The 16,108-nt window shown below is 71.3% G+C and carries 14 protein-coding genes; 7 read left to right on the top strand and 7 right to left on the bottom strand.

What is annotated here, in order from left to right; translation table 11 throughout:
* Nucleotides 1-20: 20 nt before the first annotated feature.
* Both KR546_RS14015 and KR546_RS14010 read right to left on the bottom strand, forming a co-directional pair.
* Nucleotides 21-491 carry a cupredoxin domain-containing protein gene (locus KR546_RS14015; RefSeq protein WP_238445342.1) on the bottom strand — a complete coding sequence of 157 codons (471 nt, stop codon included), beginning with the start codon at nt 489-491 and terminating at the stop codon, nt 21-23.
* A 113-nt stretch (nt 492-604) separates the two neighbouring features.
* Nucleotides 605-5,680: an nSTAND1 domain-containing NTPase gene (locus KR546_RS14010; protein WP_238445341.1), complete on the bottom strand. Its 5,076-nt coding sequence runs from the start codon at nt 5,678-5,680 to the stop codon at nt 605-607.
* Nucleotides 5,681-5,952: 272 nt separating this feature from the next.
* Between KR546_RS14010 and KR546_RS14005 the strand changes: the two genes are divergently transcribed.
* Both KR546_RS14005 and KR546_RS19965 read left to right on the top strand, forming a co-directional pair.
* Nucleotides 5,953-6,204, top strand: a complete 252-nt coding sequence (locus tag KR546_RS14005; protein ID WP_238445340.1) for a ribbon-helix-helix protein, CopG family — start codon at nt 5,953-5,955, stop codon at nt 6,202-6,204.
* The gene (locus tag KR546_RS19965; RefSeq protein WP_420804256.1) at nt 6,168-6,500 is read left to right on the top strand and encodes a type II toxin-antitoxin system RelE/ParE family toxin; all 333 of its coding nucleotides are present in this window, start codon (nt 6,168-6,170) and stop codon (nt 6,498-6,500) included. The genes KR546_RS14005 and KR546_RS19965 overlap by 37 nt, the downstream gene beginning before the upstream one ends.
* A 702-nt stretch (nt 6,501-7,202) precedes the next feature.
* On the opposite strand, the gene KR546_RS19770 is transcribed toward KR546_RS19965, so the two are convergent.
* The gene (locus tag KR546_RS19770) at nt 7,203-8,579 is read right to left on the bottom strand and encodes a sensor histidine kinase (protein ID WP_238445339.1); all 1,377 of its coding nucleotides are present in this window, start codon (nt 8,577-8,579) and stop codon (nt 7,203-7,205) included.
* A complete protein-coding gene (locus tag KR546_RS13995) occupies nt 8,576-9,259 on the bottom strand; it encodes a response regulator transcription factor (protein WP_238445338.1) in 684 nt (227 codons plus the stop codon). The genes KR546_RS19770 and KR546_RS13995 overlap by 4 nt, the downstream gene beginning before the upstream one ends.
* Nucleotides 9,260-9,448: 189 nt before the next feature.
* Here KR546_RS13995 and KR546_RS13990 point away from each other — a divergent pair, with 189 nt between their 5' ends.
* From KR546_RS13990 to KR546_RS13975, 4 genes are read left to right on the top strand one after another with little or no spacing between them, the layout of a single operon-like run.
* Complete coding sequence (locus KR546_RS13990; RefSeq protein ID WP_238445337.1) at nt 9,449-9,877, top strand: hypothetical protein; 429 nt, start codon at nt 9,449-9,451, stop codon at nt 9,875-9,877.
* A complete protein-coding gene (locus tag KR546_RS13985) occupies nt 9,870-10,184 on the top strand; it encodes a hypothetical protein (RefSeq protein ID WP_238445336.1) in 315 nt (104 codons plus the stop codon). Before KR546_RS13990 ends, KR546_RS13985 begins: the two co-directional genes overlap by 8 nt.
* A gap of 13 nt (nt 10,185-10,197) precedes the next feature.
* Entirely contained in the window at nt 10,198-11,187 is a 990-nt protein-coding gene (locus KR546_RS13980; RefSeq protein WP_238445335.1) for an FAD:protein FMN transferase, read from the top strand.
* The gene (locus KR546_RS13975) at nt 11,184-11,819 is read left to right on the top strand and encodes a ferric reductase-like transmembrane domain-containing protein (protein WP_238445334.1); all 636 of its coding nucleotides are present in this window, start codon (nt 11,184-11,186) and stop codon (nt 11,817-11,819) included. Before KR546_RS13980 ends, KR546_RS13975 begins: the two co-directional genes overlap by 4 nt.
* 180 nt (nt 11,820-11,999) lie before the next feature.
* Here the strand turns inward: KR546_RS13975 and KR546_RS13970 are convergent, their stop codons facing one another.
* Nucleotides 12,000-13,982, bottom strand: a complete 1,983-nt coding sequence (locus tag KR546_RS13970; RefSeq protein ID WP_238445333.1) for a heavy metal translocating P-type ATPase — start codon at nt 13,980-13,982, stop codon at nt 12,000-12,002.
* Between the two features lie 419 nt (nt 13,983-14,401).
* On the opposite strand from KR546_RS13970, the gene KR546_RS13965 reads away from it, so the two are divergent.
* Complete coding sequence (locus KR546_RS13965) at nt 14,402-14,815, top strand: cupredoxin domain-containing protein (protein ID WP_238445332.1); 414 nt, start codon at nt 14,402-14,404, stop codon at nt 14,813-14,815.
* A 141-nt stretch (nt 14,816-14,956) separates the two neighbouring features.
* Here the strand turns inward: KR546_RS13965 and KR546_RS13960 are convergent, their stop codons facing one another.
* Both KR546_RS13960 and KR546_RS19960 read right to left on the bottom strand, forming a co-directional pair.
* On the bottom strand, nt 14,957-15,265 hold the full coding sequence (locus KR546_RS13960; protein WP_476661766.1) for a hypothetical protein: 309 nt from the start codon (nt 15,263-15,265) through the stop codon (nt 14,957-14,959).
* Nucleotides 15,240-15,734, bottom strand: coding sequence for a P-type ATPase actuator domain-containing protein (locus KR546_RS19960; RefSeq protein WP_476661765.1), 495 nt, complete (start codon nt 15,732-15,734; stop codon nt 15,240-15,242). The genes KR546_RS13960 and KR546_RS19960 overlap by 26 nt, the downstream gene beginning before the upstream one ends.
* Nucleotides 15,735-16,108: the final 374 nt, after the last annotated feature.

The raw sequence follows: 16,108 nt of genomic DNA, 5'->3' as shown, positions 1-16,108 counted from the left end.
GATGCCTCCTCCACCTCGGACTACTCGACCGTCAGGGTTCCTGCCATGCCCGTGTTGAAATGGCCCGAGACCGTGCAGATCACCTGATAGGTGCCTGGCTCTTCGATCGTGAAGGTCTCGGTCCGCGATTCGTGGCTCGGCACCTCCGCAACCTCCAACAACACCTTGCTCTCCTCGAATTCGGCCAACTTCTCGATGTCCTCCTCCAACTTCAGGGCCGTCCAGTCGTGTTCGACGCCCCCGGCGTTGTTGAACTCGAGGGTGAATGCTTCTCCGGCAGCAACCGTCCATGCATCGGGCGTGTAGTGCCACTCGAGGGCCTTCGCCTCGATCGCGACGGCCGCGGCCTCGCTGGTCGGTGAGTCCGCCGTGGCCACGGGCGTTGCCGACGTGGCGTCAGGCGTCGACGCGGCTCCCGGGCTGGCGTCCCCGCAGGCCACCAACGCGACGACCGTGGCAAGGGTGATGAGCTGAACCGTCGATGATCGCATGTGCGCTTCCTCACGTCGCGAACGGGCACCGTGTGTGGTCGACCTCGAGGACCGTGCCGGCGTCCCGCCACCACGACGACCCAGGGCGCGAGTATGCGATCGTGGTGTGGCAATCACGTGGCAGTCGAGGCCGCGGGGGATGGACGTGGATCCGTCGCCTCGTCCGGGCACTGCTCGACATGGAGGAACTGGCGGCACTCGACGTCGGTGAAGCCACGGGTGAGTCGACTGGTCGCGATCGCGACCAGTTCGTCGAGGTCGAGCGTCCAGACGCGGATCTCGCCCTCGCCGCTCGACGCCAGGAGGTCACCGTCGGGCCCGAAGGCCACTCCCCCGGCGGGGCCGCCGTGCCCACGGAGCGCGAGCGTGGGCGCACCGGTCTCGCTCGACCACAGCCGGATGGTCCCGTCGAGGCTGGCCGTTGCCACGGTGTGTCCCCGGGGGTGGAACACGGCGTCCGTGACCTGGCCGGTGTGGCCTTCGAGGCGCGCCAGGACCTCCCCGGTCTCCGGGTCCCAGACGGCCGCGGCGCCCAACTCGTCGGCCACGAGTCGGTCACCCGTCGGATCGAACATCGCGCCTCCGGACGGCACGGCCATGCGTTGGACGATCGCACCGGTGGCCACGTCCCGCACGACCAGCCCGTCGACCGTCGTGAGCAGCCGGCCGATCGGCCTGCGGGTCGTCACCAGCCGGTCGCCCTCGGGGTCGAAGTCGACGCCGATCGGCGTGAAGCCGGGCTCCTCGTCGATCCGGGCGACGACGGCCCCGGAGCGGTCGAAGATCGTCGTCCAGCCGGCGTCGCGGGTGCTGCCCGTGGCCGCCAGCAGCCGTCCGTCGGCAGTCCACGCGGCGTCGGCCATGTACACGGACTCGTCGCCGGTGAACACCTCGTCGCCGGACAGGACGTCCCAGACCCGGACCGGGCCCGCGAAGGGTGCGGTGGCGACGAGTTCCCCGTCGGGACTCAGGTCGATCTCCCAGGATTCCCGGTCGGTGGCGTCCGGGTCCTGCGGGCCGAGGGTGGCGCGCTGCTCGCCGGTGGCGAGGTCCCACACGATCCCGGCCACGCCCTCACCGGTCGCGACGAGGGTGCGGCCGTCGGGGCCCACGTCAACGGCCCCGGGGATGTTCGGCGAGCCGGGCAGGTTGCGGTGCTCGGCGCCACCCGACGTGGACACGTCCCAGATCCTGGCCGCACGGATCCCCCCGTCCCCGGTCAGGAGCCGATCGCCGTTCGGGGAGAAGGCGACCCCGGTGACGATGCCCTGCGTCTCGCGCGCCGCGACACGGACCAGCTCCGTGCCACCCCCGTCGGCCACTGCCCAGACACGAGCCGAGCCGTCCTCGCTCCCGCTCGCCAAGTGGACGGAGTCGTGTGCCCAGTCGAGGTCGACGATCCCGCCGCCGTGCCCCGACAGGGCCGCGCGCAGTTCGCCGGTGTCGGCGTTCCACACGCGTGCCACGCGATCCGTGCCACCGGTCGCGATCCAGCGACCGTCCGGGCTCCACGCCACGGCCGTGACGGGGGTGAAGCCGAGTGGGTTCGGGACGTCGCGCGGGTGGGTGACCTCCAGGAGCCGTTGACCGGTGGTCGTGTCGACGACCACCGCCTGGCGGCCGGCCGCGATCACCAGCCGACCCTCGGGGCCGAACGACGTGCCGCTGGCGTCCAGCTCGACCTCGGACACGAGCTCCTGCCGCTCGAGGTCGTGGACCCGGACCAGTCCTTCGTCCCGCCAGGACGCCGCGAGCAGGCTGCCGTCGGGGTCGAAGGACAGCCCCAGCACGACGCCGTCGTAGGAGAACGACGCCACCTGCTGGCCGGTGTCGACGTCCCAGACCTTGGCGGCGCCGTCGTCGCCCGCCGTGGCCACGAGCGCACCGTCCGCGCTGAACACCACGTCGTTGATGTCGACGTCGTGACCGGTGAACGCCAGGACGGACTCGCCGGTCTCCGCGTCGCGGATGTCGACCAGTCCGGTCTCCTCGGGGCCCTCGGTGACGAACGTGCTGCCGTCCGCGCTCCAGTCCACGGGACCACCGAGGTCGGGCACCGACAGCACGGCGCGTGACGAGGTGACCGCCTCGTGCAGCGCGGAATGCGCCTCGGGCACCACGGTGCCGTCGACCGCCCGGGTGTGGTCCAGGCCCGCCAGCGCCAGCAGGATGCTGAGCTCGGGGTCCTCGTCGAGGGTGGCGACGGAGGCCGCGGCCAGCTCCCGGGCCACCGCCGTGCGCTCCTCGCCCTGTGCTCGCTGGCGCTGGTCCAGGGCGAGCCATCCGCCGACCAGCGCCACCACGAGGGCCACGGCGAGGCCGCCGAGCTGGAGGCGCAGCCGCCGATTGGTCCGTGCCTGGCGGGCGACTCGGTCGGCCTCCCGGTGCTGCTCCTCGTGCCGGGCGGCTCGGCTGGCAGCCAGGAACTCTCGCGCCTCGGCCGGCAGCCGGTCCTCACTCCCGGTGAGCTGGGCCAGGGCCCCGTCGAGCCGTGAACCCCGGTACAGGGCTCCGGGGTCTCGTTGCAGGGCCTCCCACTCGGCGGCGGCCATGCGGAGTTGGCCCGACGCCACGATGGCACCCCGGCCCTCCTCGATCCAGTCCCGCAGGCGGGGCCATTCCCGCACCAGTGCCTCGTGGGCCACCTCGACGGTCGGCTCGCGAGTCTGCGGATGCCGGTCATGGGTGAGCAGCCGGGCCTGTGCCCACGGTTCGACCACCTCGTCGACCGGCCTCCCACGCACGAGCGCCGCCAGCTCCGAGCGCGGGGTGCGGCGACGTGTCGGCTCGCCCTCGGTGCCGATGACCACCAGGTGCTCGAACAGGTGCCGGACCTCCACCCGGTCGTCGTCGAGCGAGCGGTACAGGCCCTCCGCACGGGTCGCGATGGCGCCGCCGACGCCGCCGATCTCTCGGTAGCCGGCCAGGGTCAGCCCGGCCCCGCCGGCCCGTTGCGCCAACTCGTACAGGGTGAACTGCAGGGCCGGCATCGCGGCGGGCTGGTCGATCACGGCCGCGACCAACTCGGCGACGAGCGGCGCCTCGACGTCCAGCCCCGCCCGCCGGGCCGGTCCGACGATCGTCGCCTCGAGGTCCGCAGCCTGCATCGCGGGAACCGTGACCGTCGCCTCGCGAACCATCGCTCCGAAGCGATGGAAGCGAAGGGGACGATCGTAGAAGTCGGCCCGGAGGGTGGTGACGAGGCGCAACCGGCTGTCCGGCGTCTCCAGGGCGTGCACGAGGCCGTCGAGGAACTGCCGCTGCTCGTCCTCGCCGGCCAGCGTGAACAGTTCCTCGAACTGGTCGACCACCAGGAGCAGCTGTCCCTCGTCCGGGAGGATGCGTCGCAGCGTGGTGTCGATCCCGAGCCCGTCACGGGCGAGCTCATCCGCCAGGTCGGCGGTGGTTCGTCGGTCCCGGCCGCTGGCGGACGCGGTGGCGACCCGGGCCAGGCCTTGTCCGAGCTCCTTGAACGGCTGGGCGCCGGGCGTGATCGTGGTGACCAGCCAGTCCTGGGAGTGCGGGACGGCACCGGCACGCACGCGAGGCAGGAGCCCCGCGCGGACGACGCTGGACTTGCCGCTGCCGGACGCGCCCACCAGCAGCGCGAGCCGAGCTGCGAGCCCGTGGCCGGCCAGGCGCTGCACGAGGTCCTCGACCAGGTCGCCGCGTCCGAAGAAGTCCGCCGCGTCGGACTCGTCGAACGCGCGCAGGCCCTTGTAGGGGTTGACTCGTCGAGCCGCCTCGCCGTCCGGCGCCCGACCTGCCGCTCGGTCGAGCCGGTCGACCAGCATCGGGACCACGACGTCGAGCGACGGCCTCGAAGGCTCCGAGGCAAGCGCTCGGAGCTCCTCGAGCAGGGCCGCGGTCCCGGTTCGAGGCCCGCCAACACCAGGCTCCCCCGTGAGCGCCCGGAGCACCAGTGCAACGAGGGCTCGGGCGTCGTCATCGCTGGCGTGGTCGACATCACCCAGCGGGAAGTCGGACAGGTAGGGCGTCCCCGCGCCGTCCAGCAGGACACTCTCCGGGACCAGCCGTCCGTGGACGACGCCGCGCTCGTGGGCCGCCATGAGTGCCAGGCCCACGCGCCTCGCGAGCGCCGCAGCCTCCGCAACGGACAACGGACCGTGCTCGAGCCGATCGCGCAGCGACCCTCCCTCCATGCGGCGCATCACCACGTAGGCGGCACCGGGCTCGCGCCAGTGGTCGTGGATCGGCACGACCGCCTCGTGGTGGAGTGCCGCCACCCGCCGCATGGTCGCGTCGAACGAGCGGACGACATCGGGCCGGTCGGCGAGCTCGGACGGCACGATCCGGATGGCCAGGTCTCGGTCGACACCGGGGAGTCGGGCCGCGTGGACCGTGCCGTCACGGCCGGTTCCGAGCCGTTCGCCGAGGTGGTAGCCGCGCAGCACCCGTCCGGGCGGCGCTGGCCGCTGCAGGTCCTGGTCATGGACCAGGATCTGGTGCTCCAACTCGACCAGCTCCGGGGACGGGTCCAGCCCGACACCGTCGGCCAGGACCTCGCGATACTCGTGCATGACGCCAAGGGCGTCGACCTGTCGTCCGCTGCGATACAGCGCCACCATCAGCTTGGACCGGAACGACTCCGCCAGTGGATCCCGTGCGACCAGCGTCTCCAGTCGTGCGACCAGCTCCGCGTCCAGGCCACATTCGAGCTCGGCGTCCAGGAGGTGCTCCTCGGCGGCGAGGCGAAGCCGGTCGAGTCGCTGGACCTCGGGACGCACCCAGCCCTCGTCGGCGAACTCCGGGTAGGGATCTCCGCCCCAGGCCCCCATGGCCTGTCGCAGGGCAGCCGCCGCGCCGATCGGGTCGTCGGCCGCTCGCAGGGCGCGCCCCTCGGTGACGAGTTGCTCGAAGACGCCGGCATCGATCGAGTCGTCGCCCACCCAGAGCACGTATCCGGGGGCCCGCGTGTCCAGCACGGACTGGTCGACGTGGTCACGGAGCACGCGACGGAGGCGAGCGACGTAGCTGCGCAGGGTCGTGTCCGCGGCCGGCGTCGGATCGCCGGCGAAGACGGCCTCCGCGAGCCGATCGGTCGAGACCGTCTCGTTGCGGTGCACCAGCAGCATCGCCAGCAGGCGGCGCTGCCGTGCGCCACCGACATGCAGGCCCTCGCCCTCGTCGAGGACCTCCAGTGCTCCCAGTACGCGGTACGCGAGCATCCTGCCGCCCCTTGCCCCGGTTGCACCCGTGTTGCGGTCCAGTGCCAGACTGCGGGCACCCCGTGGCAGTTGCGTGGCAACCCTACACCCGGGGCCGTTGCAGCGGACGGCTGGAAAGGGCCGCGATCAATGACACCCCAAACGCACGTGCTTGGCCGGCCAGCTGGCCCGACATGTCCGACGGGACCGACCGGGTGCACCTCCTCGGGTGTCCACGATCGCGCTCAGCCTGCAGGTATGATCTTGTCATACTCGTCCGACGGAGTGAGCCGATGGCCGTGAAGAAGGTCGCCGTCACCCTGCCCGAGGAGTTGTTCGACATGGTCGAGCGGCTGCGGGAGATCGAGCATCGATCCCGATCAGAGGTCTTCCAGGAAGCGTTGCGGCGCTACTTCGGTGAACCGGTCTACGAGCCCAGCGAGGAAGAACGTCGCCTCCTCGACGAGGCGCTCGCGGACGTGGATCGTGAGCCGGACGCGAGTCGGTCGTGGGACGAGGTTCGCACCGATCTGTGGCCGGAGTGACCGAGGTTGCCCTCGGCCCCAGGGCGGTGGCCGACCTGCGCGCAGCTCGCGACCACCACGACTCGGCCAGGCACGGACTCGGCAGGCGCCTCGACGACGCCTTGGACGAAGTGTTCAGCCGGCTGGAGGCCTTTCCTCGGAGCGCTCCGCTGGTTGCCGGCTACACCGACGTCCGCCGTGCCGTTGTCCGGGGGTTCCCCCACGTCGTGTTCTACCGGCACCGTCCGGACTGGATTGACGTCCTGCGGATCCTCCACGCCGCTCGGTCCCACGCCGAGGGATCAGGTCTGACGTGAGGGGAGGCTCCTTCGCGCCGAAGTGTGTAGATCCCCCCGGATCTCGCAGGGCCCTTCACCGCGTGCCTTGTCCGCCACGGCGAGTCACCGAACTCAGCAGGAGCGGCCCACCGATCTTCGACGCCTCAGTGGCGTCGAGGCCGCTGCGGTTCCAAAGAGCTGTCGTCGCTGGGCTGGTCAGCCGCCTGCCTCGAACATGCCGCCCGCGAACACACCCAGTGGCGCAAGGCAGCAGCCCAATCGACCAACACGATCCGCCAGATCCGCCTCGTCAGGCAACTCCGAGCCAGCAGACCACCCGTCCGTGCTGCTCGCCGGCGTTGAGGTCGGCTTCGCTGGCGTGACCTCGGCCCGCCCAGGTCGCTTCTGAGGACGCGGATATCGCAACCTTGGATGACGTTGCTGAAACCTGTGAGAGCTGGGGGATCTACACACTCTCGCGACGGACCGCGAGGACTCGGAGAGCTACGGGATCTACACACTTTCGCCACGGACCCCGGAGCCTTCGGAGAGCGCGGGATCTGCACCCTTTCCAGGACCGGCGGGGTACCTCGGACAGCTACTGGACAAGCACGTTCCTGAGGTACCTACGAAGCCTCGGACCCGCCACTTGTTGGACAGCGATGCTGTGACATTCACATCGCGTTGGAGGAGCCGGGTCGCAGTCTTACCGCCGTCGCTCGTCCTTTGCCTCCCGCCTTGTCAAACCAGGGCGGCAGGAAGCGTGAGCGTGGCGAGCAGGCCGCCCATCTCGGAAGGCCCCAGCACCAGGTCTCCGCCGCTCGCTCGGGAGAGTTGCCTGGCGATCGACAGCCCAAGCCCGGATCCTTCGCCTGGTCGGGCGGAGCTGGCACGCCAGAACCGATCGAAGGCGTGCTCCCGATCAGCGTCGGTCATGCCCGGTCCGTCGTCCTCGACCCGTACCACGACCAGTTGACCGAGGGCATGAATCGTGAGTTGCACACGTCCGCCGATCGGGGTGGCCTCGATCGCGTTGTCCACGAGGTTGTCGAGCACCTGGTCCAGGTGACCCGGAACGGCCAGCGCAGCCGTGGGGTCGGACGGGGGGGAGGACAGGGTGACGCCGTATTCCTCGGCGACAGGTCGCCAGGCTCGGACGCGGTCATCGACTATCGCCGCGACGTCGACGACGGCTGGCTCCGGCCGCACGCCCTCGGCGCGCGTCAACAGCAGCAGTCCGTCGAGGATCCTGCTCAGCCTCCGGGTCTCGTCGACGGCGCGGTCCAAGCTCGTGGGCTCGAGCTCGTCGGCCGGGGTGTCCGCGAGGTTCTCCAGCTCGAGGCGCAGCGCGGTGAGGGGGCTGCGCAGTTGGTGCGACGCATCCGCCACGAAGGCGCGTTGGGACTGGATGAGTTCCTCGAGTCGGTCAGCCATGAGGTTGAACCGTCGCGCCAGGTCACGGATCTCGGGAGGTCCGGAGTCCCCTCGTGCGCGGCGGTCGAGGCGGCCCCCGGCCACCTCCGCGACGACGTCCCCGAGCTCGCGTGTCGGCCCGGTCATCCACCTGGCCAGCACCACGCCGACTGCGGCGGTCGTGGCCAGGACCCCGACGGCGACGCCGGCCAGCAGCAGCCAGTTGCGGCGGATCCGGGCGTCGACCTCGGCGCCGGGGTAGGTGATGCGCACGGCGCCGTGGATCTGCCCCCCGGACGCCACCGGGACGGCGACGTAGACGAGATCACCGGCGAGGGTCGCCGACCAGCGACTTCCGGATGCGCGACCTCCGGCCAGCGCGTCGGCGATCTCGGGCCGGGTGGAGTAGTCGCGGCCGACTGCGAAGTCCCCGTCGGTGTCGATCACGGAGATTCCGTCGGCATCGGTGATGACCACGCGGATCCCGGTGCGTTCGACGTATGCGCCCAGGTCGGCCTCGACCGGGCGGGTCCCGCCCTGCAGCTGGTCCTCCACCAGGCCGGCGACCACGACCGCGTCGCGCTCGAGGTTGGTCACGAGGGCGTCGCGCTCGCTGCGCGCGTAGTTGATGCCCAGCGGGATCTCGAGGACCGCCAGGACGACGGCCACGATGGCCACGTAGCTGAGGACGAGTCGTCGCGTCACGGGGCGGCGACGGGTTCGGCCAGCCGGAAGCCGACCCCGCGCACCGTCTCCACCCAGCCCGAGTCCCCCAACTTCCGCCGCAGTGCCGCCACGTGTACGTCGATGGTGCGCGTGGGCCCGTACCACTCCTGGTCCCACACCTCGTCGAGGATCTCGCTGCGCCGGACCACCGCGCCGGGATCACGTGCCAGCAACTCCAGCAGGTCGAACTCCGTGGGTGTGAGGGCGATTTCGTCGCCGTGCAGCAGCACCCGGTGGCTGCGCCGGTCCACGACCAGCCCACCGAGCACGCTGCGGTCTGCATGGTCGCCGTGGCCGGTGTTCGGTGCCGAGCCGCTGCGACGCAGGACGGCCCGGATCCTGGCCACCAGCTCGCGCTTGCCGAACGGCTTGACGACGTAGTCGTCCGCCCCGACCTCCAGCCCGACGACGCGGTCGACCTCGTCGCCGCGCGCGGTCACCACGATGATCGGCACGTCGGAGCGTTCTCGCAGCCGGCGACACACGTCGAGCCCGTCCATGTCCGGCAGGCCGAGATCGAGCAGGACGAGGTCGCCCGGGTCGGTCGTGAGCGCCTCACGCCCCGTGCTGACGTGCGTCGTGGAGAAGCCGGCGCGTTCGAGGACGCCGACCAGCGGAGCGGCGATGGCGGGATCGTCCTCTACGACCAGGACCTGCATCAGTGGAGCCTTCGGACCGGCACGTGGCAAGGCTATGGCCGCACGCTCGCGGGAGCGGGCCGCCACGACGCTCCTTGCACGATCTTTGCACATCGCGAACGCGATCCCCGCGTTGCCCACGACGGATCCTCACGGGCCGACTCGTAGCGTGATGGATGCACGCAGGAGCCCACCAGCCGGAGACACGCCATGACTCGCAAGACCGCTCTCGCCACGGCTCTGGGCGTGGTCCTGACCATCGTCACGGCATCGCTCGCCGTCGCCGCGAACCTCGGCATGCTCACCGACGAGGCGCCGGTCGGTCAACTCGCCCCGGTCTCGGTTCCCGCGGTCGGCGGCGAGCCGGTCGTCCCGACCAACGCACCCACGATCTATGTCGACGAGGACGGCAACGTGCTGGCTGGCCCCGACCACGCGCCACCGAACGGGGCGGAACGAGGTCCGGCCAGCGCCTCGGCCGACGGACGCGACGACGGGGCCGAGGAGGACGAAGGGCGCGAGGACGAGGAGTCCGGGGACGACGACGACCGCGAGCACGAGGACGACGAGCACGAGGACGACGAGCACGACGAGGACGGGGACGACGAAGACCGCGAGGGACGAGACGACGATGACTGACCGTCGTGCCTCCCACCCGGCCGCCGCCAGCCGAGTCGTGGCCGCCGGGATGTCGACGGCAACGGCGTTCGCACTGGTCGCCGGCATGGCCGTCGAGCGCCCGGCCCCCCGGGACGAGGCCGTCCTGGCCCCGGTGGGGGCATCCTCGCCGGCGGCGACTTCGTCCGAACGGGCGTCGGGCGTCACGCCCGACCCGGTCGTCGTGGTGATCCGTCGCACCCAGGGCACGCCGGTGCCACTGCCCCGACCGAGCGCCGCGCCCGGTGGTGCGACGCCAGCACCGGTGACTCGCTCAGACGGCAGCTGACCGGATGCTCGCCATGACGGATGCGCCCGCCCCGACCCGCCGACCCCTCGACACGGGTCTTCTGCCCGGGCGGGGTGCGGCGGAGATGGTGTTCCCGGCCATGGGCAGCGACGCCCATGTCGTCGTGGTCGATGCGCCTCCCGGTCTACTCGCGGTGGCTCGCGATCTCGTGGGGCGACTGGAGGCGCACTGGAGTCGGTTCCGACCGGACAGCGACGTGTCACGACTGGCGCGCGCCGAGGGTTCCTGGGTGTCGGTCCATGCGGACACCCACGTGCTGCTGGAGCGCTGCCGGGTCGGCTGGGAGCTCACGGCGGGTCGCTTCGACCCGACCGTGCTGCCGGCGCTGCTTGCTGCCGGGTACGACGAGACCTTCACCGCGGTGGCGGCACGGGTGGCAGCGGAGGGCACCGCGCCCGACGCGACGAGCACTCCCGCGCGCGCCGGTCCAGTCGCGACGTCCGCCCCCGGACTCGCCGGGTTGGAGTTGGATCCCCGTCGTCGTCGGGCTCGGCTCCCGGCCGGCGTGGCCCTCGACCCGGGAGCGATCGGCAAGGGCCTGGCCGCCGACCTGGTGGTGGAGTGGTTGCTCGAACACGGGGCCGGCGGGGCCATGGTCAACGTGGGCGGTGACCTCCGGGCTGCGGGCCAGCCTCCTGCACCGGGTGGCTGGGGCATCGAGGTCGCTGTTCCTGCAAGCGCGACCACTGTGACGCTGGTCGTCGCGGACGCCGGCATCGCCACGTCGACCCCGGCGTACCGGTGCTGGCAGCACGACGGTCGCCTGGTCCACCACCTGCTCGACCCGGTCACGGGCCAACCGGCTGAAGACCCGCCCTGGTCTGCCACGGTCGTCGCCGGTGCCGGCTGGCTGGCAGAGGTGTTGGCCACGTCACTGGCCATGGGGGACCACCGTCCCCTGCGGTCGGTGGGGGCCACCGGGTTCGTCGTCGTCGACGACCAGATCGTCTCCCAGCCCGGACTCGAGGAGTATCGACGATGAATCCCCAGATCTGGTGGCTCACGGCCCGCTCGACCGGGATCGTTGCGTGGGCCGTCCTCAGCCTGTCGGTCGTGCTGGGCCTGGCCCTGTCGACCCGGGCCCTGGGGCGGCGACCGACCCCGGCGTGGCTGCAGGACCTGCACCGCGCCACCGGCGGGCTCTCGATCACCTTCACCGCCGTCCACCTGGCGGCGCTCGTTGCCGACACATGGGTGCACTTCGACCTGGCCGACGTGCTCGTGCCGCTGGTGAGCGAGTGGCGATCGCTGCCGGTGGCGGCCGGCGTGGTCGCGTTCTGGTTGCTGGTCGCCGTGGAGGCAACGTCCCTTGCGCGCCGTCGGATCGGGGTCACCTTGTGGCGACGCATCCATGCGGCCAGCCTCCTGCTGTGGGCCTTGGCCACCGCACACCTGCTCACGGCAGGCACCGACACTGGCAACCCGTGGCTGGCGTGGTCGGTCCTGGCCATCACCATGGCCGTGGCCACCCTCGTGCTCGTACGAATCCTCCGGCCCCGTCGCCGCACGCGGCGCACCCGGTCCGACCGTCCTCGCAGAGCCCTGCGACGGCGCTCCGGCACTGGCTCTCCCGACATGCCCAGGAGTCCGACCGCCACCGCCGAGACACCTTGACCGCAGCGCTGCGGTCCTGCGACTAGGCGGGCAGGTCGCCGCACGGGCCCCGAGCGCCCGGGCAGGTGCATGCCGGCACGCCGGAGCCCGGGTCGAGCAGACCCGGTTGACCACGGGTCGAAGTGGGGGGAGCCCGACCCGATCGGCCCATCCAGCGACGGCCCGTGGCGTTCGCGCGAGTCACTCCGTGACGGGTCGTCCGTCGGCTGGCACGTCCTGGTCCCCGATGGTCCGTCGCCGTGGCCTGGACGGCGATGGACCAGGGGATTCCGCGGGTCGGGGCTGTGCCGGCGGCTCGTGCCGGCCCGGCCGCGTGGCGCGCAGGGCCCACAGGATGCAGGCGAGGTCCACGACTTCCTGCAGGGCGGCTCCGACGACGGCGGGCAGGTGACCGAATGCCGCCGTGATCATGAGCGCGACGGACAGGGCCACGCCCAGTCCGATGGCCTGCAGGGCCACGCGGGTGGTGTGCCGCCCGATCGAGACGGCGAGGGCGACCCGGCGCAGGTCGTCGACCATGATCACGACGTCGGCGGACTCGCTGGAGGCCGTGGAGCCGCGGGCGCCCATGGCGACGCCGACGTCGGCCATCGCCAGGGCGGGTGCGTCGTTGACACCGTCCCCGACCATCATCACCGGGCGGTGTTCCATCCCGGAGACCAGGTCGACCTTGTCGCTGGGTAGGCAGTCGGCATGGACCTCGTCCACTCCCACGGCTCGGGCGACGTGGTGGGCCGTGCGGGCGCCGTCTCCGGTGACCACCACCAGGTGGGCGATACCTGTGTCGCGCAGCCAGGACAGCACGGAAGCGGCCTCGGCGCGGACGGCGTCGGCCAGGACCAGCGAACCGGCCCAGCTGTCGTCGACTGCGACGTGGACCGCGAGTTCGCCAGGCTCCAGCTCCGGGTGCGGGAACCCGCTGCAGACCTGGTCGATCCAGGACGCCTTTCCGACGCTGACCCGGCGGCCATCGACGGTCGCCGAGATCCCGTGCGCAAGCTCTTCGCGGGCATCGTGGGCCGGTCGACGGGGCACCCCCCGTTGGTCGGCCGTGGCCACGATCGCGGTGGCGACGGCGTGGGTCGACAGGTGCTCCACGCTGGCGGCCAGCTGCAGCACCTCCTCACTGCCCGGGCCGCCCCCCGCGACGCCTGCGGCGGTGTCGTGGCCCGGCACGATCCGGGCCAGCCTCGGGCTCCCGTGGGTGAGGGTCCCGGTCTTGTCGAACGCGACCGTGGCCAGCCGGGACAGCCGCTCGAGGGTCCCGCCGTCCTTGACGATGATGCCGTTGCGTGATGATCGGCTCATCCCGGCCAGGAAGGCCACCGGCGCCGCGATCAGCAGCGGGCACGGCGTGGCCACCACCAGCACCTCGGCGACGCGGGTGGGATCGCCCGACACGGCCCATGCGCCACCGGCCAGCGCCACCGAGAACAGGGTGAACGGGACCGCGATCCGGTCGGCCAGGCGGACAACCGGCGCCTTGGACTCGGCCGCCTCGCGCACCAGCTCCACGATCCGTTGGTACTGGCTGTCACGCGCCGAGGCAGTCGCACGCATCGTGAGCGCACCGGCGCCGTTGATCGCCCCTGACAACAGGTGGTCACCCGCAACGTGGTCGACTGGCAGCGACTCCCCGGTGAGCTGGGACTCGTCCAGGACGGCGACGTCGTCCACCAGCACACCGTCGACGGCCACGACCTCGCCCGGTCGCACCACCAGCACGTCGCCGACGGCGACCTCGTCGACCGCAACCTGCTCCAGCTGGCCGTCGCCGGTCCTCCGGTGGGCGACGGTCGGCACACGTTCCAGCAGCGCATGCAACTCCCGACGTGCCCGGCCGGCTGCCTGCGCCTCGAGCTCCTGTCCACCAGTCAGCATCAGGACCACGATCCACGCCGCCCAGTACTCCCCCACCGCGAGCGTGGCCACGATCGCCATCACCGCCAGCACGTCGATGCCCCACGTGCCCGCCCGAAGGCTGGCCATCATCGCCCGAGCCTCGCGCGCTGCCATGAACCCGGTGAAGCCGACCAGCACGACAGCTGCGACGTCAGGACTGCCCAGCTGCTGGGCAGCCAGGGCCGAACCGCCCACGACCAGCGTGGCCAACAGCAGGGGGTCGAGCGAACGCCACCGGTCCATGCTGGTGGTGTACGGCATTGCCCACGTCGAGTCCACGACGGTCAGGCTTCCCTTACCTGTACGGGCCCCGCCTCCCAAGAAGCGACAGGACACCAGCGCGGGGCGACCCAGCCCAACCAGGCCTCCCCTCAGCAGCTTCCTGTACCGCAAGGTGCTCCCCAACCTGGCCGCTCGGGAGTTCCGTGGCATCTCCCACGACCTGCCGGGGCTCGGTCTGACAGCCCGGAATGCGGGGGTCGGGCCGACCTGGAGCGATCTCGCGCAAGCACTTCCTGCAGGAAGACTGCCACGAGGCCATCGCGGATGACATCGTGCAGGTCGCGACACGCGCCGCATGAACGCACCCGACTCCTCTTGGCAACGATGCTGGGGGGACCTAGGGTCGGTTGCAGGCGCCGGGGGCCGCCTCCGGGGCTTGATCCGAGGGGGGGTCTGACATGCGATCATCCAAGATCTTGACCATGGTCCTGGCCGCGGCCGTCGTGCTTGGCGGGTGTGGCGACGATGCGTCAGAGCCGACCAGCGACGCCGCGGCGTCGATCGACGCCACGGCCCGGGAATACGAGTTCACGCCTGAGGCCTGGACCGTTCCGACCGGCGAGTCGTTCACGATCGAGTTGACCAACGACGGCACCGTCGAGCACGAGTGGGCGGTCCTGAGGCTGGGCGAGGACATCGAGTCCGAAGCCGACTTCGCCGAGGACAAGGTGCTCTTCGAGGTCGAAGCTTTGCCTGCGGGCGAGTCGGAGACCGCCACCTTCACGATCGACGAGCCCGGAACCTACCAGGTCATCTGCGCCATCTCGGGACACTTCGGTCAGGGCATGGAAGGCGCCCTGAGCGTGGAGTGACCGAGCCTGGGACGTCGCCCGATGCTGACGGCCTCGTCGCATGGCGTCCCGGGCAACCTGCCCTCTCGGCCGGGGCCGCGGCGCTGACCACAGGTGACAGCATCTGGACAACGGGCCGTGCCTGCGGGCTGCCGTCTCCGTTCAACGCACGCCAAGTCGAGTCCCGGTCGGCTCCAAAGGCCCTGGCACGTCTCCCCACCCAGGCAGCGGGAAGCTGACTTCTCCGGGGGTGGCCTTGGCCGCGCTCCGGTCGGTCTTCGGCCAGGTGGAAACTGGCGTCCTGGTGATGACCACGAACAGCCGCGCGGCCAGCGCCACCGAGAACAGGGTGAACGGGACCGCGATCCGGTCGGCCAGGCGGACAACCGGCGCCTTGGACTCGGCCGCCTCGCGCACCAGCTCCAGGATCCGTTGGTACTGGCTGTCACGCGCCGAGGCAGTCGCACGCATCGTGAGCGCACCGGCGCCGTTGATCGCGCCCGACAACAGGTCGTCGCCGGCGACGTGGGTCGACGGGCAGCGACTCCCCGGTGAGCTGGGACTCGTCGAGGCCTGCGACGTCGTCCACCAGCACACCGTCGACGGGCACGACCTCGCCCGGTCGCACGACCAGCACGTCGCCGGCGGGGACCTCGTGGACGGGAACCCGTTCGAGCTGCCGTCGCCGGTCCTCCGGTGGGCGACGGTCGGCGCACGTTCCAGCAGCGGATGCAGCTCTCGACGTGCCCGACCGGCTACCTGGGCTTCGAGCTCTTGTCCGCCGGTCAGCATCAGGGCACGTCCCGGGCGAACCGCATCGGGAGCCGCGCCTACCGCTCTGCTCCGGCGCGAATCGAACGGCGCCAACCGGATCTGCGGCCTTCACGCCGTTTGGTATCCACCGATCTCCAATGGCTGAACGGGGCGTGGTGGGTGCCATGGTGCCGGGCTACAGGGCAGCGATGACCACCCAGGCAGCCGTCACGATGACCGCCACGAGCATGATCGCCGCCACGAGCTCGACGACGCGAGTTCCCCGAGGGACGGATGCCTGATCGGGGTAGCGCCGATAGGACTCATCGAGCTCCGACTTCAATTCTCGAGCGGTTCGACCCCAAGCCCCGGCGGGTCCGAGCCCGGAACCTCGCTGGCCATCAGGCTCGTCCTTGATGACAGCCTCCGTTCCTGGCCCATGACTACAACCTTATGCCATGCAAGCCGCTTTGCGGCTACGGCACCACCGACGAGCGGCGGTTGATCGAAGGCCGATCCCGGCCCCCTTGCCCCCTCCACCCCGTCGCCGTGGACCTGTGG

Source organism: Salsipaludibacter albus (assembly GCF_019798055.1).
GTDB classification, from domain to species: domain Bacteria; phylum Actinomycetota; class Nitriliruptoria; order Nitriliruptorales; family Nitriliruptoraceae; genus Salsipaludibacter; species Salsipaludibacter albus.
This window is presented reverse-complemented; position numbering and strand designations above follow the sequence as displayed.

Coding starts and splice junctions, on each gene's coding strand:
- KR546_RS13975 (WP_238445334.1), top strand. CDS start 11,184: ATGAATCCCCAGATCTGGTGGCTCACGGCCCGCTCGACCGGGATCGTT.
- KR546_RS14015 (WP_238445342.1), bottom strand. CDS start 491: ATGCGATCATCGACGGTTCAGCTCATCACCCTTGCCACGGTCGTCGCG.
- KR546_RS14005 (WP_238445340.1), top strand. CDS start 5,953: ATGGCCGTGAAGAAGGTCGCCGTCACCCTGCCCGAGGAGTTGTTCGAC.
- KR546_RS13980 (WP_238445335.1), top strand. CDS start 10,198: ATGACGGATGCGCCCGCCCCGACCCGCCGACCCCTCGACACGGGTCTT.
- KR546_RS13960 (WP_476661766.1), bottom strand. CDS start 15,265: ATGCGTGCGACTGCCTCGGCGCGTGACAGCCAGTACCAACGGATCCTG.
- KR546_RS13995 (WP_238445338.1), bottom strand. CDS start 9,259: ATGCAGGTCCTGGTCGTAGAGGACGATCCCGCCATCGCCGCTCCGCTG.
- KR546_RS13990 (WP_238445337.1), top strand. CDS start 9,449: ATGACTCGCAAGACCGCTCTCGCCACGGCTCTGGGCGTGGTCCTGACC.
- KR546_RS13985 (WP_238445336.1), top strand. CDS start 9,870: ATGACTGACCGTCGTGCCTCCCACCCGGCCGCCGCCAGCCGAGTCGTG.
- KR546_RS13965 (WP_238445332.1), top strand. CDS start 14,402: ATGCGATCATCCAAGATCTTGACCATGGTCCTGGCCGCGGCCGTCGTG.
- KR546_RS19960 (WP_476661765.1), bottom strand. CDS start 15,734: ATGGCACCCACCACGCCCCGTTCAGCCATTGGAGATCGGTGGATACCA.
- KR546_RS14010 (WP_238445341.1), bottom strand. CDS start 5,680: ATGCTCGCGTACCGCGTACTGGGAGCACTGGAGGTCCTCGACGAGGGC.
- KR546_RS13970 (WP_238445333.1), bottom strand. CDS start 13,982: ATGCCGTACACCACCAGCATGGACCGGTGGCGTTCGCTCGACCCCCTG.